This window comes from Kribbella swartbergensis (genome assembly GCF_054784135.1).
Genome location: NZ_BAAGPM010000082.1, coordinates 21631 through 39539, shown reverse-complemented (window position 1 = coordinate 39539; position 17909 = coordinate 21631). Strand labels below are relative to the sequence as shown.

The window sequence follows — 17909 nt, the reverse complement described above, 5'->3', positions numbered from 1 at the left end:
GCCCGAAGAAGATCGGCAGCACCTCCTCCTCGTCGTACATCGGTACGACGACGGAGAGTTCGGGGTCCGTGTCCCGCATGACCGCAGACCTTCCAGTTCAGGTTGTCGAAAGGGTTGACTCTACTAACGACCCAGGCGGGTCGTGGGCACGATCAGAGTGGCGGAGAGATCGCGACGGCGCCAGTACGGCGTGGGTCGCCGACCGCGAGCAGGCCGTCGGCCGGGTCCCAGAACGCGGCCGCGACTCCGCCGAAGTACATGGAGTGCGGCGGCATAGGCCGGGTCGGCAGCCCGGTCGAACCCGACACCGGCAACTCGTCCTCGTAGTCGACCACCACGTCGTGGCGGACCCGCACGTGCAACCGCGGGTGCTCGACCGCCTCGGCCAACGGGAGCCCGCCGTGGGTGTAGAGCGCGTAGACCTGCGCCAGCGCGGTGGGAATCCGGTCCGAACCCGGCGAGCTGATCGCGAGCACCGCGCCGTCGCTCTCCCGGCGCGCGACGCTCGGTGCCATGTTCGAGGTCAGCCGCGTCCCGGGCGCGAGGCTGTGCGGCCCGCCGTGGAGGAGCTCCTGCTCACCGAGCGCGTTGTTCAGCCAGATGCCGGTGCCCGGTGTCAGTACGCCGGAGCCGTAGCCCGACGACACGGTGATCGCGCAGGCGTCGCCTTCGTCGTCGACGACCGAGACCGTCGCCGTACTGGGCGAACTCAACGCCCGCAGATCACCCGACGACGCGAGGTCGAGCAGCTTCTTCCCCTCCAGCTGCCGCACGTCCTCCTCGTCCAACTCGGCCAGCCGCCGCCCGAGTACGGCGTGCTGCACCTCGATGAGCCGCTCGAGCTCCGACTGGGTCCAACTGCCGTCAGCCGGTACGCCGTCCAGCAGTGCGAGCATCGCGGCCACGGCGACCCCGCCGACGGCCGGGGGCGGATTGGTCGCGAGACGCCAGCCGTTCTGCCGGACGGTGAGGGCTGGGCGGACGACGGCCTCGTACGCGGCGAGGTCCTCGGCGGTGAGGATGCCGTCGTTCTCGGCCATGTCGCGGATGAGCAGCTCGGCCAACTGGCCGGTGTACATCGTCTCGGCGCCCTCGCGGGCGATCAGCTCGAGCGCCTCGGCCAGCTCGGGGATGACGACCGTCGTACCGGCCTTGATCACCGAACCGTCCTCGGCGTGCACGACGCGGTGGCTCGGCTGGTGCCAGCCGAAGATGATCTCGTGGGTGAACCCGAGGTAGTAGCCCGACGTCCGGCTGAGCGGGAACCCCTCCCGGGCCACGTCGATCGCAGGCTGGACCACCTCGCGCCACGGTGCCTTCCCGGATCGCCGGTGCGCGAGGTCGAGCGCCTTCATCGCGCCCGGGGTGGCGACCGATCCGTGGCCGACCGTGGTCGTCGTACCGCCGCCGTAGTCGGTCGTCACGTCCCAGACCCCGCGGCCGAACCGGTCGGTCGACAGACCGCGGCCGGGCATCTCCACCCAGCCGTCGACGGTGACCGCCTCGCCGCCGGCCACCTGCAGGGTGACGAACCCGCCCGACGCCGGCGACACCACGCCGATCTCGTTCACCATCGTCACCAGGGTGGCCGCGATCGCGGCGTCGACCGCGTTCCCGCCCTCGGCCGCGACCCGGACGCCCGCCTCGGCCGCCGCCTTGTTGGGCGCCGCAACCGCCACCCGCGCGTACCCGCCGGTCCCATGACCCGCCGGCGCCGAAGGCGCGGCCATGAGGCTAGCCGACCCGCTGGACGGCGCCGAAGCGGTCGACCGCGACCTGGACCGCGGCCTGCCGCACGTCCGCCACCTCGTTCTCCTTCAGCGTGCGGTCGGGCGCGCGGAACCGGAGCGCGAACGCGAGCGACTTCTTGCCCTCGCCGATCTGCTCGCCCGTGTACACGTCGAACAACCGGATCGACTCCAGCAGCTCGCCCGCACCCTCGACCAGCGCCGCCTCCACATCGGCCGCGGCCACCTCGGCCGGAACGATCAGCGCGACGTCCTCCTTGGCCACCGGGTACGACGAGAACGGTTCGGCCGCGATCGCCGACGGGGCGGCCGCGATCAGCGCGTCCAGGTCGAGCTCGACCGCACCCGACCGCGCGGGCAGGCCGAATGCCTGGCACACCTTCGGGTGCAGCTCGCCGGCGTGACCGACCACCTTGCCGTCGACCGAGAACTCCGCACACCGGCCCGGGTGCCACGGCGCCTGCTCGACGTTCCGCACGGCCGGCTCGACGCCGACCGCGTCCGCCACCGTCCGGGCGACCTGCACGGCGTCCGACCAGGTGACCGGCTGAGCCTTGCCCCACCAGCCGGCCGGCGTCCGCGAACCGGTCAGCACCACACCGAGGTGGAGCGGCTGGTCCGGCAGAGCGTCGTACAGGGACTGGATCTCGGCGTCGCCCGGGCGCTGCTCGACGGACGGCAGCGGCGCGGACTTGGACTCCGATTTCGGGAGGAAGACCAGGCCGGTCTGGAAGATCGCCAGGTCGGTGTTACCGCGGCCGACGTTCCGCTCGGCGGTCCGCAGCAGGGTCGCCAGCAGAGTGGTCTGCATCGACGGCTCTTCGTCGGACAGCGGGTTCACCAGCTTGACCGTCGTACGCCGGGGGTCGTCGGCCGGCAGGCCCATCGCGTCGAAGTCGGCGTCACCGGTGAACGGGTACGACACGACCTCGGTCAGGCCGGCACCGACCAGCGCGGTCGCGATCCGGCGACGGCGCTGCTGCGACACGGTCAGACCCTGACCACCCGGCGCGGGCGGCAGGATCGACGGCACGTTGTCGTAGCCGAACAGCCGGATGACCTCTTCGGCGAAGTCGTTGGGGTCCCGCAGATCCGGCCGCCACGACGGCGGCGTCACCGTCAGCAGGTCGTCACCCGCCAGCGTCGAGGTCTCCCCGGCCACGGCCAGGGCCGGCGAGTGGGCGCCCGCGGCCAGCGGCGCCGGGGTTGCGTCGGCAGCGGCCGGCTCGACCGTGCAGCCCACGGACTCGAGGTGCCGGACGGTCTCCTCGATCGAGATCGGCGCACCGGCCACCCGCGCCGCGTGGTCGGCCCGGAACGTCACCGGGTCCGGCTGCCTGTGCAGGTCGATCACGGTCTCGGCCGACTCGATCGTGCCGCCGGCGAGGTCCCGGAGCAGGTTCGCCACCCGCTGCGCGGCGTACCGCGGCAGGTTCGGGTCGACGGTCCGCTCCCAGCGCTTCGAGCCCTCGGTGGACAGCCTGTGCCGGCGCGAGGTCCGGGCGATCACGATCGGGTCGAAGTGCGCGGCCTCGATCACCACGTCGCGGGTGATCGGCGACAGCTCGGTGGTCGCGCCGCCCATCACACCGGCCAGACCGATCGGGCCGGAGCCGTCGGTGATCAGCAGGTCCTCGGGGTCCAGCTCACGGGTCTGGTCGTCGAGCGTGACCAGCTTCTCCCCCGGCTGCGCCCGCCGTACCACGATCTCGCCGGACAGCAGGTTCTTGTCGTAGCCGTGGATCGGGTTGCCCAGCTCGAGCATCACGTAGTTGGTGATGTCGACCGCGATCGAGATCGGCCGCATCCCGGCGGCGAGCAGGCGCTTCTGCATCCACCGCGGCGAGATCGCGTCCGGGTCGATCCCGGTCACGGTCCGGGTGACGAAGACGTCGCAGCCGTGCTCGTCCTCGATCCGCACCGGGTAGCCGCCGTCGGCGTCCCCGTCGAGCTCCAGGTCGGCCGGGTCCTTGAGCGGTACGCCGTACGCCGTCGCGGCCTCCCGCGCGACACCACGGATCGACAGGCAGTAGCCACGGTCCGGCGTGACCGCGATGTCGAGTACGTCGTCGCGCAGCGCGAGCAACTCGATCGCGTCGTCACCCGGCTCGGCCTCACCCGGCTGCAGGACGACGATGCCGTGGGAGCCGTCGTCGCCCAGGCCGAGCTCCGAGCTGGAGCAGATCATGCCGTTCGAGACGTGCCCGTAGGTCTTCCGCGCCGAGATCGCGAACCCACCCGGCAGGACGGCACCCGGCAGCACCACGACGACCAGGTCGCCGACCTCGAAGTTGTGCGCGCCGCAAACCACCCACTGCGGCTCGTCCCTGCCGATGTCGAGCGAGCACCAGCGGATCGTCTTGCCGTTCTTCTGCGGCTCGTTCTCGTAGCTGAGCACCTTGCCGACGACCAGCGGGCCGGCCAGGTCGGACTCCTCGACGGTCTCCACCTCGAGGCCGGCCCGGATCAGCTTCTCCGCGACGTCGCGACCGGTGACGCCGGCCGGCAGGTCGACGTACTCACGAAGCCATGACAGTGGGACCCGCATCAGATCTCCATCCCGAACTGGCGGCTGAACCGCACGTCACCCTCGACCATGTCCCGCATGTCCTCGACCCCGTTGCGGAACATCAGCGTCCGCTCCAGGCCCATGCCGAAGGCGAAGCCGGAATACCGGTCGGTGTCGATGCCGCAGGCCCGCAGGACCCGTGGGTTCACCACGCCGCAGCCGCCCCACTCGATCCAGCCCTCGCTGCCGCACGTGCGGCACGGGCGATCCGGGTTGCCGACGGAGGCGCCGCGGCAGACGAAGCACTTGAGGTCCACCTCGGCCGACGGCTCGGTGAACGGGAAGAAGTTCGGCCGCAGCCGGGCCTCCAGGCCCTCGCCGAACATCGAGACGACGAAGTGGTCCAGGGTGCCCTTGAGGTGCGCGAGCGTGATGCCCTCGTCGACCACCAGACCCTCGACCTGGTTGAAGACCGGCGTGTGGGTCGCGTCCAGCTCGTCGGTGCGGAACACCCGGCCCGGGCAGATCACGTAGATCGGCGGCTTGCGGGTCAGCATCGACCGCGCCTGCACCGGCGAGGTGTGGGTCCGCAGCACGGTGCCGGAACCGGCCGGCTCGACGAAGAAGGTGTCCTGCATCTGCCGGGCCGGGTGGTCCGGCTGGAAGTTCAGCGCGTCGAAGTTCAGCCACTCGGCCTCGATCTCCGGGCCTTCGGCGACGTCCCAGCCGAGCGCGGTGAACACGTCCGCGATCTGCTCGGAGATCAGCGACAGCGGGTGCCGGGCGCCGAGCCCGGGGGTGTGCCACGGCAGCGTCACGTCCACCCGCTCGGTGGCCAGCATCCGCTCCTCGTGCTCGGCCTCGAGCACCGCGAGGCGGGCCGCGAACGCCTCGTTCATCGCCTTGCGGGCGCCGCCGATCCGCTGACCGGCCTCCTTGCGAGCCTGCGGCGGCAGCGCGCCGATCTCCCGGTTGGCGAGCGCGATCGGCGACTTCTCCCCGAGATGCGCGACCTTCGCCTCCTGCAGGGCGGCCAGATCGGCCGCCTCGGCAAAGGCCTTCAGCGCCTCGTCCCGGGTCCGCTCCACCTCGTCGGCGTGCAACGGCGTCACTTCGACCGGGTCGTAATCAGTGTTGGGACCGGACATGGCTCGCTCTCGGGTTCGGAACTTCTGCGGATTGCAGTCTAGGAACCTCAGCCCCCCAAGCGTGAATCGGCCGTCCACAGCCCCATCGACATTTGAGGGGTCAACCCCTCAGTTGGTGGGTTGCGGAGCAAAAATCTCCTTCCGCAACCCACGACGAGCGGGGCTGACCCCTGAGATGTGCCCGGGGGTGGGCCGGGTCAGGGTGCGTCGGCGGTTTCTGCCCGCGCCGGCTCCTGGGTCGAGCTGTCTGCTATGCGGCGAGGTAGAGCGATGAGGGCCACCAGGGCTCCGGCCAGGGCGCCGATCGCGCCGGTGATCATGGCGATGGACATGGCGTCGGAGAAGGCGTCGCGCGCGGCGGTGACGAAGTCGGGACCCAGGGCGAGAGTCTCGGCGATCGACTTGCGGCCGGCCTCCGGGACCGAGTCGGGCAGCGACGACGAGTAGGCCGCGGCCAGCACGCTGCCCAGGACGGCGACCGACAGAGCGGCACCGGTCTGTTGCACGGTGTCGTTCATCGCCGAGCCGACACCACGGTGTTCGGCCGGCACCGACTGCATCAGCAAGGTGTACGCCGCCGGTCCGGCCAGACCACCGCCGATACCCATGACGAGTAGCCCGACGATCAGCAGGCCGTAGCCGGACGTCGTACTGACCTGAGTGAGGATCCCGAAGCCGGCCGCGATCACCACCAGGCCGGTCGCGATCAGCGTCCGGTCGGCCAGCTTCTTGCCGAGCGTCGCACCGAGACCGTTGAACACCATCGCCGAGGCGGCGTACGGGATCAGCGCCAGACCAGCCTTGAGCGGCGTGTACCCGAGCACGAACTGCAGGTACTGCGTCAACGCGAGCAGCAACCCACCGGCGGTGAACGACAGCAGCACGATCGAGAAGCTGGTCCCGCTGAAGTTCCGGTCCCGGAACAACGCGAGCGGCACCATCGGATGCGCACTCCGCTTCTCCCACACCGCGAACCCGGCCAGGGCGACCACGCCTACGACCAGCCCACCAAGCACCTTCGCGGATCCGAACCCGTCGGCGGGGATGGAGATGATCGCCCACACCACCGCGGTCATCCCGACCATCGACAGCACCGCGCCACCGGGGTCGACGTTCCGCGCCGGACCGCGCGACTCCGGGATCAGCGCGACCGCGCCGATGATCGCGAGCACCGCGATCGGCACGTTCAGCAGGAAGATCGACCCCCACCAGAAGTGCTCCAGCAGGACGCCGCCGATCGTCGGGCCGGCGACCACGCCGACCATGGCGACCGTCGACCAGCCGGCCATCGCCTTGCGCTGCTCCTCCGGGGGGAACACCGTGAACAGCAGCGACAGCGTGCTCGGCATCAGCAGCGATCCGCCGACGCCCATCAGCGCCCGGCACGCGATCAGCTGCCACGGGTTGGATGCCAGCGTGGCGAGCAGGGACGCCAGCCCGAACAGCACCAGCCCGAGGATCAGCATCTTCCGCCGGCCGAACCGGTCGGACAGGCTGCCCGCGGTCAGCAGCAGCCCGGCGAACACCAGGATGTAGGCGTCGATGATCCACTGCACGTCGGCAGGAGTGGCGTCCAGGTCGCGCATCAGCGATGGGATCGCGAGGTTCAGCACGGTGTTGTCGACCACCAGCACCATCAGGGCCAGGCAGAGGATCAACAGGATCCACCAGCGTCGCGGATGACCGGTCGCGGTGGACTCGAACGGTGTACTAGTCACTCGCACACCGTACGACACGACTCGTACAGTGTTCCAGTCGATTGGCTAGGATGTGGTCATGGACTCGATCTGGACGCGGTCACGGAGCAGCACTCCCGCTCGCGAGACGCTCACCCGGGAGCAGATCGTGCAGACCGCGATGACGACGCTCGACACCGAGGGCCTGGCCGGGCTCAGCATCCGGAAACTGGCCGCCAAGCTCGACGCCGGCGCGACCAGCCTCTACTGGCACGTCCCGACCAAGGACGACCTGATCGACCTGCTCATCGACGAGGTCTGGGGAGAGATCGACGTACCGGATCCGGAGCTGGCCGGCTGGCGGAACGGCGCGATGCTGTTCGGCCACAGCCTGCGCGCGGCCGTGCTCCGCCATCCCTGGCTGCCCGAGGTGATGTACACGCGGCCGAGCATGGGGCCGAAGGCGATGGCCCTGGGCTCTCGCGGCCTGGCGCTGTTCGGTGCGGCCGGGTTCTCACCGACGGACGTCGACCAGGCGATGAGCAGCGTGATGTCCTACGTGCTCGGCACCGTGAGCGCCGAGGTCGCGACCCGGGAGATGGTCAGGAAGTCCGGCCGGTCACTGGACGAGTGGGCCGGTGACATGCTGCGCCAGGCCGAGACCATCGCCGCCGACGACCACCCCGAGATGCGGGAGTCGGTACGGCGACGGGCCGACCGGGACATGAACGCGATGCTCACCGAGTCGTTCGTCTTCGGCCTCGACGCCCTCCTCGACGGCCTCGAGCTCCGCGTGAAGAAGAACGCGGGCGACTGAGGCCGGACGTCCTGAACGGAGTCCGGCTAGCCGCGGCGCTGGGCCCTGGCGGAGGCGTAGAGGCAGACGGCGGCGGCGGTGGCCAGGTTGAGGGACTCGGCCCGGCCGTAGATCGGGACCTTGACCGAGCGATCGACGATCGCGTCGAAGCCGTCCGGGAGACCGTGGGCCTCGTTGCCGAAGAGCCAGACTGTCGGCTTCGCCAACGTGCCGTCGTCGATGCAGGTGTCGAGGTCGCTGGCGCCGTACCCATCGGCCGCCAGGACCTGCAGCCCTTGGTCACGCCACGCCTTCGCGGCGGCGGTGATGTCCACGTCGACCGCGATCGGCACGTGGAAGACGCTGCCGACACTGGCCCGGACCGCCTTCGGGTTGTGTGGGTCGACGGATTCGGACGACAGTACGACGGCGTCCGCGCCGGCCGCGTCCGCCGTACGGATCAACGTGCCGACGTTGCCCGGGTCACGGACCTGGACGCCGACGGCCACGAGGCGCGCCGTACGCCGTACTGCCTCGTCCAGGGCGACGTCGACCAGGGAGCAGACCGCGACCACCCCCTGCGAGGTGACGGTCTCGCTCAGCGCCTCGATGGCGGGACGGTTGACCTCGAACCACGGCACGCCGGCCGCCTGGGCCAGGTCACGGAGATCGCGATGCCGGGTCTCGACGCCCGGCTCGGCGTACATCTCGAGCACGAGTTCGCGCTGCTCGAGCGCCTCCCGGACCGCCTGGGGGCCCTCGACCAGGAACCGGCGGGTCTTGCGCCGGAACGCACGAGTGGCGAGCCGCCGGGCCTGCTTGATCCGCACGGACTGTGCGGTCAGCAGACCAGGGCTCGCCACTCGAGTGCTTACTTCAGGGGTGGCTCAGGCCGCGGCGTCGCTCTTGGGCGCGTTCACGTCGGCCGGCAACGCCGCCTTGGCCACCTGGACCAGCGCGGAGAACGCGGCCGGGTCGTTGACGGCCAGGTCGGCGAGGATCTTGCGGTCGACCTCGACCTCGGCCAGCCGCAGACCCTGGATGAACCGGTTGTAGGTCAGGTCCTCGGCGCGGACCGCGGCGTTGATCCGCTGGATCCACAGCTTGCGGAAATCGCCCTTGCGCGCCTTGCGGTCGCGGTAGGCGTAGACGAGCGAGTGGGTGACCTGCTCCTTGGCCTTGCGGTACAGCCGCGAGCGCTGGCCGCGGTAGCCGCTGGCCTGCTCGAGTACGACCCGGCGCTTCTTGTGGGCGTTGACTGCCCGCTTCACGCGTGCCATGAGGTGTTACTCCTTGTATTTCTGCGCCGGAAGACGGTGATCCACTCGGCGGGGTGTTCGGGGGGAGGGCGGGATGAGTGCGCCGGAAGCTCAGCGAGCGAGCAGCTTCTTGGCCTTCTTGACGTACGACGGCGCGACCTCGACGGTGCCGGACAGGCGGCGCTTGCGCTTGGACGACTTCGCCTCGGCGAGGTGACGGATACCGGTCTGCTCACGGCGGATCTTGCCCGACCCGGTGATCCGGACCCGCTTCTTCATCCCCGAGTGGGTCTTCATCTTCGGCATGGCTGTGTGCTCCTGATTTTCTTTCGTTGACTCGATCTTCGGTTGACGGGCTCCGGCCACCCGGGCCGGAGCGTCTCGTCACTCCGGGTCGAGGTTGTCTGCCGGACCCTTCGGCTTCTTCGTGGAGCCGGCGGCACGCTCGGCCTCGTGCGCCTGGGCCTGCTCGGCGCGCTCGGCGCGCTCCGCCTGCTCCTCGGCCTCACGTTCGGCCCGCTTCTTCGCCTTCTCGGCCTCCACGTCCACGCGCGCCTCGGACTTCTTCTTGTGCGGCCCGAGCACCATGATCATGTTCCGGCCGTCCTGCCGCGGCGACGACTCGACGAAGCCGAGCTCGCTCACGTCCTCGGCCAGCCGCTGCAGCAGCCGGAAGCCGAGCTCCGGCCGGGACTGCTCGCGACCGCGGAACATGATGGTGATCTTGACCTTGTCCCCGGCACGCAGGAACCGGACGACGTGACCCTTCTTGGTCTCGTAGTCGTGCGGGTCGATCTTCGGCCGCAGCTTCATCTCTTTGATGACCGTGTTGGTCTGGTTCCGGCGAGACTCCCGCGCCTTCTGCGCGGTCTCGTACTTGTACTTGCCGAAATCCATCAGCTTGCAGACCGGAGGGCGGGCAGTCGCCGCGACCTCGACCAGGTCGAGATCGGCCTCCTGTGCCAGCCGAAGTGCATCCTCGATCCGGACGATGCCTACCTGCTCACCGTTCGGTCCGACCAGCCGCACCTCGGGAACGCGGATGCGCTCGTTGACGCGCAAATCAGTGGTGATGGGTCCTCCTGGGTTGTACGTGTCGTGGTGCCACCTCGCGACCGCCGCGGACCCGATTCGCCGCCGGAACGACGAAAGGCCCTCGTGCGATCACACGAAGGCCCAAATCCCAGATCGACGGTGCCCCACCCTTGCGGGAGGTACGCCGTACGATCGCCGAGACCACCGGATCGCTCCGGAACCTCGGCGTGACCGGGACCCGCCGACTGTTCATCGACTGGGTGGGAGGTGGCCCTCCGCTTGGACTTGAACCGCCGGAGACCCTCGAATATTCCACTCAGGGGTCACCGCCGGACCAGGTCGGTCGCCGTGCAAGAGTAACAGCATGACCGATCCAGGTGCCAGTTCGCAGCCCGACCCCTCCGCCGCGACCCCGGCCGGCGGCAGTCCGGACCCGTTGTCCACGGTGTCCCGCGACATCGCCGACGTACCCAGCGTGGAGATCATCTCGACGGCCGCACTGCACCTGATGAGCGCCGCGGCGGTCAACCTCGGCCTGGCCGAGGACCTCCCCGACCACAAGGACCTCGACGAGGCCCGCTCCCTCATCGACGCCCTCGCCGGCCTCCTCGACGCGTCGGCCGCCTCCCTCGGCCACCACCACGCCGCACCCCTGCGCGACGGACTGCGCTCCCTCCAACTCGCCTTCAAGGAAGCCTCCACCATCCCCGACGACCCCGGCCAAGGCCCCGGCGAGAAGTACACCGGCCCCGTCTACCCGGCGACCACCCGCAGCTAGCCCCCACGCGCGAGGACTCCCCCACGCACGCTCCCGCCGCTCCTACGTCGCGTCCCCTCCGCCCACTCCCACCCCACCCATCGATTCGAGCAGGCGGAGCCAGATCTCGCTGATCGTCGGATAGGCCGGGACCGCATGCCAGAGGCGGTCCAGCGGGACATCGCCGACGATCGCGATCGTCGGCGCGTGCAGCAGTTCGGCGACGTCCGGCCCGACAGCGGTGAACCCGACCAAGACATTGCGGTCCTCGTCGACGATCATGCGGGCCTGGCCGCGGTAGTCGTCCGCATGAAGGGCAGCTCCGGCGATCGCCCCGAGATCGTGGTCGACGACCAGGGTGCGGATGCCGGCATCCGAAGCGGCCTGCGCAGTGAGGCCGACGGCCGCGACCTCGGGATCGGTGAAGATCACCTGCGTGACGGCGCTGACGTCGGCGGTGGCCGCATGTCGTCCCCACCTCCTCAGGTCGAGCTTCTCGCCGTGGGCTCGCGCGGCGATCGCATCGCCCAGCGCTCGGGCCTGGTACTTGCCGTGATGCGTCAGTAGGGCTCGGCTGTTCACGTCGCCCGCGGCGTACACCCAACCGCCGTCGACCGGCTTGCCGTCGTCGTCGACGACAGCGAGAGTGTCGTCGACGCGGAGCCAGTGGCCTGGGGAAAGTCCGAGGTGATCGAGACCGATGGCCTTGGTGTTCGGCGTACGGCCGGTGGCGACGAGGACTTCGTCGGCTGTGACGACCTCACCGCTGGAGAGAGTGAGGTGCACGGTCCCGGTGTCGTCCCGTCGGACCTCGGTGGCGTCGGTGTCGAGATGAAGCGCGACCTTCGCTGTTCGGAGAGATTCGGCGACATGGTCACTGGCAAAGGGCTCCACACCCGGTAGGAGCCGGGTCCGGGAGATGAGCGTTACCTGCGAGCCGAGGGCGCTGAACGCGGTGGCCATCTCGGATCCGACCACTCCACCGCCGATGATCGCCAACCGACCGGGGATGGTGCGCGCGGCCGCGGCTTCCCGGCTCGTCCAGGGCGCCACATCCGCGAGTCCGCGGATGGGCGGGATGTGTGCGCTGCTCCCGGTGGCGATCACCACCGCATGTCTCGCCCGCAGCACGGTGGTCGTGCCATTGGTGTCAGTAACCGTAACGGTCCGTGAGGCGGTAATGCTGCCATGTCCACGGACCAGGGTGATTCCCACGTGGTTCAGCCACTCGACCTGGCCGGTATCGCTCCAGTGCGAGGCGAATCGGTCACGTCGGCCAAGCACCTCGGCCACATCCAGATCGCCGCTGAATGCGCCGCCCGCGCCCGGCAGTGCGCGAGCGGCGCGTACGGCGGCTGCGTCGCGAAGCAGCGCTTTGGTCGGCATGCAGGCCCAGTAGGAGCATTCCCCGCCGACGAGTTCGCGTTCCACGATCGCCGCGCTCAGTCCGCCCTGCACCACCCGGTCGGCAACGTTCTCGCCGACCGGACCGGCACCGATGATCACAACGTCGAATGTCGATTCTTCGCCCGTACTCGTCATGTCACCGCGCCTTGACCGTACGGCGGTGCATGCGGATCGCCGAGATCAGGAAGAACACGCCGCCCAGCGTCGCGTACCCGGCGAGGTTGGTGAGCGACGCCTGCGCCCCGCCGGCCTGCAGGACGAAGCTACTGCCGGCGAGGATGGAAATTCCGCCGCTGAGGATCATCGCCCACTGGCCACCGAGCTGGTAACGCAAGATCGCGACGATCAGCTGCACGATTCCGGCGGTGATTGCCCAGACGCCCCACACCCTGAGCACCTGGGGGATGCCGGAGGTGACGGCGACGGCCAATCCGATGGCGGCGAGCAGACTCAGGGCCATGGTGATGTACAGCGGCTTCGCCGGACGCGCGGTGCCTGAGGAGCGAAAGTCGATCACGGCCGCAGCGACGTCGAACAGGGGATAGATCACCAACAGGGCAACGCTCACCGGATTGAGCCTCGACGCGGTGAGCAAGAGCAGGACCGCCCACCCGACGGCGAATCCGAAGCGGACGTAGTACAGGTTCCGCAGCCCTTTGGTGGCGCCGGCGGCTTCAACTACAGCGCCGGTGTGGCCGGCCGCGATGGAACTGGACATCGGGTCCCTCTCTCGTAGACAGAACGATCTGTACACCCCAGAGCCTGCGGGTAAAGTGCGGAGGTGTCAAGACCGATCGTTCTGTCTGCTAATCTCGGGTGCAGAACTTCGAGAGGTGGGGAGGCGCATGTCGGAAGCACGGGCCCGATTGCTCGAGACGGCCACTGGGCTCTTCTATGCCGAAGGCCTCCACGCCGTCGGCATCGACCGCGTCATCGCTGAGGCACAGGTGACGCGCGCCACGCTCTACAGGCACTTCCCCAGCAAGGACGACCTCATCGTCGCCTACCTGACACAAGCCGACGAGGCGATCCGTGCGCAAGTGGATGCCGCGCGGACTCAGGCCGCAAGCCCCGACGACACCATTCGAACTGTCGGACGATCCATCGCCGACGACATCCAGAGAGCCGGCTTCCGCGGCTGCGCGTTCCTCAACGCCGCTGCCGAGTACCCCGACCCGGGTCATCCGGTCCACCAGGCAGTTCTCAGGCACCGGCAGTGGTTTCTGGAAACCCTCACCGAGCTCTTCTCCGGCACCGGGAAGATCGACCCGGAACCCGCCGCCCGGCACTTCGTCATGCTGCGAGACGGAGCCATGGCCGCCGGCTGCCTGACCGATCCGAAGCCCATCTGTGAGACATTCCTGCGCGGGATCGAAGGCCTGCTCAACTATCGCAGCCGTCAGGAACCGGCCTTCTGATGTGGAGAGTGACTTCCCGTCAAGTGGCAGAGTAAAGCTGCGCGCACCCTCGGGTGGGTGGGACGCGCGTGGGCCAGCGGTTCAGGCGGAGCGGGTGTCGGGGGTGTTGAGGTGGTCGGCGGGGGCTTCGTCGTCGATGTATTCGAGGAGGTCGCCGGGTTGGCAGTCGAGGACTCGGCACATGGCTTCGAGGGTGCTGAAGCGGACCGCCTTGGCGCGGCCGTTCTTCAGGACGGCGACGTTGGCCGGCGTCAGGCCGACCTTCTCGGCGAACTCGCCAACGCCCATCTTGCGCTTCGCCAGTTCCACGTCGATGCGCACCACGATCGGCATCAGATCACCGCTTCCATATCGGACCGCAGCGTAGTCGCCTGCCGCAGCAGTGCCCGCATGACCACCATGAGCAGCACGAGTACGCCGCCGACCAGCACCATCCCGAACATCAGGATCGGCAGGCCGGGGTCGTTCGCCAGGAAGCCGAGGTAGAGGAAGACGCCGAGGAACAGCACCCAGCCGATCCCGAGCGCCCAGATGATCGCGTCCACCCAGCCGAACGCCTCCTCGCTGAAGATCCGGTCGGCGGTGACCAGGGTGAGCAGCTTCCAGGTGCAGACGATGACGACCTGGATGCAGAGCAGTTCGAGGATCGACCAGATGGTCAGCGGCCAGCGCAGGTAGGCCAGGTCGGGCTCCTCCTTCGCCATGTAGGCGAACTGCCCCGGCATGCTCATCACCTGCGCCACCACCAGCCCGGCGAACAGCGTGACCAGCAGGACCCTGAGCGGCACGACCACCCGATGCACCAAGTTCATGCATCGACTATCGACCGTCATCTATCGAAAGTCAATAGGCCTCGCCGTACGGCGTGCCGCCAAGGACGGGGCGGCTATCCCTTGACCGCCCCCTCCTCGACGCCCTTGAAGAAGAACCGCTGCAGGGTGGCGAACACGATGACGATCGGGATGAACGCGATCATCGTGCCCGCGGCGATCAGCCGGGGGTTGTTGCTGAAGGTGCCGGACAGGTACTGCAGGCCGACGGTCAGCGTGTACTTGTCCGGGTCGGTGAGCACGATCAGCGGCCAGAGGAAGTCGTCCCAGGCACCGATGAAGGAGAAGATCGCGATCACACTGATCGTTCCCCGCACCGACGGCAGCCCGATGTACACGAACCGCTGCCACGTGTTCGCGCCATCCACGATCGCCGCCTGGTCGACCTCGATCGGCAACGCCCGGAACGCGTTGTACATCAGCAGCACGTTCAGCGCGCCGATCATGCCGGGCAGCGCGACCCCGAACAGCGTGTTCGCCAGGCCGAACTCCCGCACCGTCACGTACTGCGAGATGATCGTGACCTCACCCGGTAGCACCAGCGTGGCGAGGAACAGGCCGAGCACCAGCCGGCGCCCGCGGAACTGCAGCCGCGACAACGCGAACCCGGCCAGCGACGCGCCGAGGATGTTGCCGCCGACAACCAGTACGGCGACCACCAGCGAGTTCTTCGCGTAGTCCCACACCGGGATCGTGTCGGCCACCGCGCCGTAGTGCTCGAGTGTCGGCTCGGACGGCAGCAGCCGCGGGATCCGGGTGTAGATGTCCTCGCCGGATCCCTTCAGCGACGTGGACAACTGCCACAGGAACGGCCCGATCGTGATCAGCAGCACGAACACCAGCAGGAGGTAGCGGACCACCTTCTCCCGCCTCGAGACGGTGTTGAAGCCAAAGGATCCACGCCGGCGACCAGGCGGCGTACCAGGCGCTTCCACAACGGCCGGCCGCGCCGGATCGGTGACGACGGTCATGGGGCCTCCCGGCCTGGACTGAGGAGCGGAGGGAGCGAAGCGACCGGAGCGACGAGGGAAGGCCGGGAGCAAGAGCCCCATGACCACGCCGGCGCCGGAGGCCCGGCCAAAAGCACAGTCATGCTTCGGCTCCACGGCGGTTGAGGCGGGCCAGGATCAGCATCGGTACGACGGTGACGAAGAACAGCACGATCGACAACGCCGACGCGTACCCGAGGTTGCCCTCGAAACCCTGGCTGTACTGCTGGATCAGCATCACGACCGAGTTGTCCCGGCCGCCCGGACCGCCCTTGCCGCCGGTCAGGATGAACAGCTCGGAGAAGACCCGCAGCGCCGATACCGAGATCAGGATCGAGATCAGGATCATCGTCCCGCGCACCCCCGGCACGGTGATGTGGACGAACCGCCGGAAGGCCCCGGCCCCGTCGACCGCGGCGGCCTCGTGCAGCTCGCGCCCGACGTTCCCGAGGGCGGCCAGGTAGATGATCATGTAGTACCCGAGCCCCTTCCAGATCGTCAGGCTGATCGCACTGAACAGCAGCAGCCACTGGTCACTGAGGAACGGCAGCGGCCCGGAGATCACGCCGAGCTTCTCGGCCAGCCCGTTGACCAGGCCGCGGTCGTCCAGGATCCACTGCCAGATCAGCGCCACGACCACGGCCGAGGCCACCACCGGGGTGTAGAACGCGGTCCGGAAGAACGTGATCCCGGGCAGCTTCTTCTCCACCAGTACGGCGAGCAGCAGCGGCAGGACGGTCAGGAACGGCAGGCAAACCACCATGTAGATGACGCTGTTCAGCAATGCCCAGCGCAACTGCTCGTCCTGCAGCAAGGTCTCGAAGTTCTTCAGCCCGACGAACGTGCCGCCGCCGAGCGGCTTGGCGTTGGTGAACGACAGGATGACGGTGTTGACCGACGGCCAGAGGTTGAACACCAGCAGCCAGGTGAGTGCCGGGATCACCAGCACCCACGGCGTGAACCAGCGTTGGTGCCGCATCACTGGGTGAGCAGCTGGTTGGCCTTGGCCACCGCGGCGTCCAGGGCCTGCTGGGACGAGATCTTGCCGGCGATCGCGAGCGAGATCTGCTGCCCGATGAAGTCATTGGTGGCCCCGCTGATGATCGGCGGGGTGAGCACCTTCGCCTTGGCCAGCGACTCGAACGCGAGCACCTTCGCGTCACTTTCCGGCGTACCGTCGGACTTGGAGAAGTACGGGTCGCTCGCGGACGCCTTGGTGGACGGGAAGATGTTGACGATCTTGGCGAAGGCGGCCTGGTTCTCCGCGTTGGTGACGAACCGGGCCAGCGCGATCGCGGCCGCCTGGTTCTTCGTCTTCGCCGACACCGACAGGCCCTGCACGTACAGCGGCGGGGTGTCCAGTGCGGGCGACGGGACGACCTTGCCCTTCAGCGACGGGTTGTCCTTGACGAAGTCCTGGATGGCGTTGCCGCCGCCGGTGGTCCAGGCGACCTTGCTCTGGGTGAAGAGCTTGGAGTTGCCGAGGTACTCCTGGGTCAGGATGTCGCGCGGCAGGTAGCCCGCCTTGTACGCGTCGCGGTACTTGTCCAGCAGCGCGGCGGCCTCCGGGGTGTTGAAGACGAACTTCGTGCCGTCGTCGGAGATGATCTTCACGCCGGCGTTGGTGAAGTCACCGATGCCGGGCAGCCGGCTCATCAGGTACTCCCTGCCGCCGGTCTTGTCGTGCATCACCTTGGCCGCCGCGAGCAGTTCGTCGAAGGTCTTCGGCGGGTTCTTCGCGTCCAGCCCGGCCGCGGCGAACTTGTCCGTGTTCCAGTAGTTGATGTCGGTGTTCAGGTACCACGGATAGCCGAAGGTTCCGTTCAACCCCTGGTACTGGTACGCCTGGACGCCGCCCTCGACGTACTCGTCCTTGATCTTCGGGTCGGCGGCGCCGACGTCGAGCAGCATGTTCTGCTTGGCCAGAGACAGCGCGAAGTCCGGCGGCAGGTTGACCACGTCGGGCAGTTGGCCGGCCGAGGCCTGGCTCAGCACCTTCTTGTCGTAGCCGTCACCCGGCTGGTCCAGCCAGGTCACCTTGGTGCCCGGGTACTTCGCCTCGAAGGCCTTGATCACGCCTTCGACGTACGACGTGAACTTCGGCTTCAGCGCCCAGGTCTGGAAACTGACCTCACCGGTCACCTGCGCGTTCGCGTCGACGGTCGGCGCGGCGGCGCCGCCGGAATCCTCGGAGCCGAGGCCGCAACCAGCGAGGGTGAGAGCCGCGGCGGCCAGAGCTGCCACCACTGCCGGACGACGTCTACGCATGGAATCTCCTGGGTTTGATAAACCGGTATAGCTCCTGCACTATCCGGGATCGTAGAATCCGCTGTCAAG

The 17909-nt window shown here is 68.7% G+C and carries 18 protein-coding genes; 3 read left to right on the top strand and 15 right to left on the bottom strand.

What is annotated here, in order from left to right; translation table 11 throughout:
• Positions 1 to 152: 152 nt before the first annotated feature.
• The 4 genes from ACYVOK_RS36160 to ACYVOK_RS36145 form a co-directional block, all read right to left on the bottom strand.
• A complete protein-coding gene (locus ACYVOK_RS36160; RefSeq protein WP_460667132.1) occupies positions 153 to 1730 on the bottom strand; it encodes a gamma-glutamyltransferase in 1578 nt (525 codons plus the stop codon).
• Between the two features lie 4 nt (positions 1731 to 1734).
• Positions 1735 to 4296, bottom strand: a complete 2562-nt coding sequence (locus tag ACYVOK_RS36155) for a phenylalanine--tRNA ligase subunit beta (protein WP_460667131.1) — start codon at positions 4294 to 4296, stop codon at positions 1735 to 1737.
• Positions 4296 to 5405, bottom strand: a complete 1110-nt coding sequence (gene pheS, locus ACYVOK_RS36150; RefSeq protein WP_460667130.1) for a phenylalanine--tRNA ligase subunit alpha — start codon at positions 5403 to 5405, stop codon at positions 4296 to 4298. Before pheS ends, ACYVOK_RS36155 begins: the two co-directional genes overlap by 1 nt.
• 197 nt (positions 5406 to 5602) lie before the next feature.
• A complete protein-coding gene (locus ACYVOK_RS36145) occupies positions 5603 to 7123 on the bottom strand; it encodes an MFS transporter (RefSeq protein ID WP_460667129.1) in 1521 nt (506 codons plus the stop codon).
• Positions 7124 to 7181: 58 nt separating this feature from the next.
• On the opposite strand from ACYVOK_RS36145, the gene ACYVOK_RS36140 reads away from it, so the two are divergent.
• Positions 7182 to 7898 (top strand): TetR/AcrR family transcriptional regulator C-terminal domain-containing protein, encoded by a 717-nt coding sequence (locus ACYVOK_RS36140; protein ID WP_460667128.1) that lies wholly within the window; start codon positions 7182 to 7184, stop codon positions 7896 to 7898.
• Between the two features lie 26 nt (positions 7899 to 7924).
• Here ACYVOK_RS36140 and ACYVOK_RS36135 read toward each other — a convergent pair whose 3' ends face one another.
• The 4 genes from ACYVOK_RS36135 to infC form a co-directional block, all read right to left on the bottom strand.
• Positions 7925 to 8740 carry a TrmH family RNA methyltransferase gene (locus ACYVOK_RS36135; protein WP_460667127.1) on the bottom strand — a complete coding sequence of 272 codons (816 nt, stop codon included), beginning with the start codon at positions 8738 to 8740 and terminating at the stop codon, positions 7925 to 7927.
• Between the two features lie 24 nt (positions 8741 to 8764).
• On the bottom strand, positions 8765 to 9157 hold the full coding sequence (gene rplT / locus ACYVOK_RS36130) for a 50S ribosomal protein L20 (RefSeq protein WP_131367113.1): 393 nt from the start codon (positions 9155 to 9157) through the stop codon (positions 8765 to 8767).
• 90 nt (positions 9158 to 9247) lie between these two features.
• Positions 9248 to 9442, bottom strand: coding sequence for a 50S ribosomal protein L35 (gene rpmI, locus ACYVOK_RS36125; protein WP_460667126.1), 195 nt, complete (start codon positions 9440 to 9442; stop codon positions 9248 to 9250).
• Positions 9443 to 9520: 78 nt separating this feature from the next.
• On the bottom strand, positions 9521 to 10198 hold the full coding sequence (gene infC, locus ACYVOK_RS36120; RefSeq protein WP_460667125.1) for a translation initiation factor IF-3: 678 nt from the start codon (positions 10196 to 10198) through the stop codon (positions 9521 to 9523).
• A 337-nt stretch (positions 10199 to 10535) separates the two neighbouring features.
• Between infC and ACYVOK_RS36115 the strand changes: the two genes are divergently transcribed.
• Positions 10536 to 10949: a DUF1844 domain-containing protein gene (locus ACYVOK_RS36115; protein ID WP_460667124.1), complete on the top strand. Its 414-nt coding sequence runs from the start codon at positions 10536 to 10538 to the stop codon at positions 10947 to 10949.
• A gap of 42 nt (positions 10950 to 10991) precedes the next feature.
• On the opposite strand, the gene ACYVOK_RS36110 is transcribed toward ACYVOK_RS36115, so the two are convergent.
• Positions 10992 to 12470, bottom strand: coding sequence for a dihydrolipoyl dehydrogenase family protein (locus ACYVOK_RS36110; protein WP_460667123.1), 1479 nt, complete (start codon positions 12468 to 12470; stop codon positions 10992 to 10994).
• A 1-nt stretch (position 12471) separates the two neighbouring features.
• A complete protein-coding gene (locus ACYVOK_RS36105; RefSeq protein WP_460667122.1) occupies positions 12472 to 13053 on the bottom strand; it encodes a hypothetical protein in 582 nt (193 codons plus the stop codon).
• A gap of 127 nt (positions 13054 to 13180) precedes the next feature.
• Here ACYVOK_RS36105 and ACYVOK_RS36100 point away from each other — a divergent pair, with 127 nt between their 5' ends.
• Positions 13181 to 13753 (top strand): TetR/AcrR family transcriptional regulator, encoded by a 573-nt coding sequence (locus ACYVOK_RS36100; protein WP_460667121.1) that lies wholly within the window; start codon positions 13181 to 13183, stop codon positions 13751 to 13753.
• A gap of 81 nt (positions 13754 to 13834) precedes the next feature.
• Here ACYVOK_RS36100 and ACYVOK_RS36095 read toward each other — a convergent pair whose 3' ends face one another.
• The 5 genes from ACYVOK_RS36095 to ACYVOK_RS36075 form a co-directional block, all read right to left on the bottom strand.
• Complete coding sequence (locus tag ACYVOK_RS36095; RefSeq protein WP_460667120.1) at positions 13835 to 14086, bottom strand: helix-turn-helix domain-containing protein; 252 nt, start codon at positions 14084 to 14086, stop codon at positions 13835 to 13837.
• On the bottom strand, positions 14086 to 14565 hold the full coding sequence (locus ACYVOK_RS36090) for a DUF2975 domain-containing protein (RefSeq protein WP_460667119.1): 480 nt from the start codon (positions 14563 to 14565) through the stop codon (positions 14086 to 14088). The genes ACYVOK_RS36095 and ACYVOK_RS36090 overlap by 1 nt, the downstream gene beginning before the upstream one ends.
• 74 nt (positions 14566 to 14639) lie before the next feature.
• Positions 14640 to 15554, bottom strand: a complete 915-nt coding sequence (locus tag ACYVOK_RS36085) for a carbohydrate ABC transporter permease (protein ID WP_460667118.1) — start codon at positions 15552 to 15554, stop codon at positions 14640 to 14642.
• A gap of 118 nt (positions 15555 to 15672) precedes the next feature.
• Positions 15673 to 16551: a carbohydrate ABC transporter permease gene (locus tag ACYVOK_RS36080; RefSeq protein ID WP_460667117.1), complete on the bottom strand. Its 879-nt coding sequence runs from the start codon at positions 16549 to 16551 to the stop codon at positions 15673 to 15675.
• Positions 16551 to 17840 (bottom strand): ABC transporter substrate-binding protein, encoded by a 1290-nt coding sequence (locus tag ACYVOK_RS36075; RefSeq protein WP_460667116.1) that lies wholly within the window; start codon positions 17838 to 17840, stop codon positions 16551 to 16553. Before ACYVOK_RS36075 ends, ACYVOK_RS36080 begins: the two co-directional genes overlap by 1 nt.
• Positions 17841 to 17909 lie beyond the last annotated feature (69 nt).

Bases quoted from the DNA above. Each gene is read 5' to 3' on its own strand.
- ACYVOK_RS36160 (WP_460667132.1), bottom strand. From the start codon at position 1,730: ATGGCCGCGCCTTCGGCGCCGGCGGGTCATGGGACCGGCGGGTACGCG.
- ACYVOK_RS36155 (WP_460667131.1), bottom strand. From the start codon at position 4,296: ATGCGGGTCCCACTGTCATGGCTTCGTGAGTACGTCGACCTGCCGGCC.
- pheS (WP_460667130.1), bottom strand. From the start codon at position 5,405: ATGTCCGGTCCCAACACTGATTACGACCCGGTCGAAGTGACGCCGTTG.
- ACYVOK_RS36140 (WP_460667128.1), top strand. From the start codon at position 7,182: ATGGACTCGATCTGGACGCGGTCACGGAGCAGCACTCCCGCTCGCGAG.
- rplT (WP_131367113.1), bottom strand. From the start codon at position 9,157: ATGGCACGCGTGAAGCGGGCAGTCAACGCCCACAAGAAGCGCCGGGTC.
- rpmI (WP_460667126.1), bottom strand. From the start codon at position 9,442: ATGCCGAAGATGAAGACCCACTCGGGGATGAAGAAGCGGGTCCGGATC.
- ACYVOK_RS36115 (WP_460667124.1), top strand. From the start codon at position 10,536: ATGACCGATCCAGGTGCCAGTTCGCAGCCCGACCCCTCCGCCGCGACC.
- ACYVOK_RS36110 (WP_460667123.1), bottom strand. From the start codon at position 12,470: ATGACGAGTACGGGCGAAGAATCGACATTCGACGTTGTGATCATCGGT.
- ACYVOK_RS36105 (WP_460667122.1), bottom strand. From the start codon at position 13,053: ATGTCCAGTTCCATCGCGGCCGGCCACACCGGCGCTGTAGTTGAAGCC.
- ACYVOK_RS36100 (WP_460667121.1), top strand. From the start codon at position 13,181: ATGTCGGAAGCACGGGCCCGATTGCTCGAGACGGCCACTGGGCTCTTC.
- ACYVOK_RS36095 (WP_460667120.1), bottom strand. From the start codon at position 14,086: ATGCCGATCGTGGTGCGCATCGACGTGGAACTGGCGAAGCGCAAGATG.
- ACYVOK_RS36090 (WP_460667119.1), bottom strand. From the start codon at position 14,565: ATGAACTTGGTGCATCGGGTGGTCGTGCCGCTCAGGGTCCTGCTGGTC.
- ACYVOK_RS36085 (WP_460667118.1), bottom strand. From the start codon at position 15,554: ATGACCGTCGTCACCGATCCGGCGCGGCCGGCCGTTGTGGAAGCGCCT.
- ACYVOK_RS36080 (WP_460667117.1), bottom strand. From the start codon at position 16,551: ATGCGGCACCAACGCTGGTTCACGCCGTGGGTGCTGGTGATCCCGGCA.
- ACYVOK_RS36075 (WP_460667116.1), bottom strand. From the start codon at position 17,840: ATGCGTAGACGTCGTCCGGCAGTGGTGGCAGCTCTGGCCGCCGCGGCT.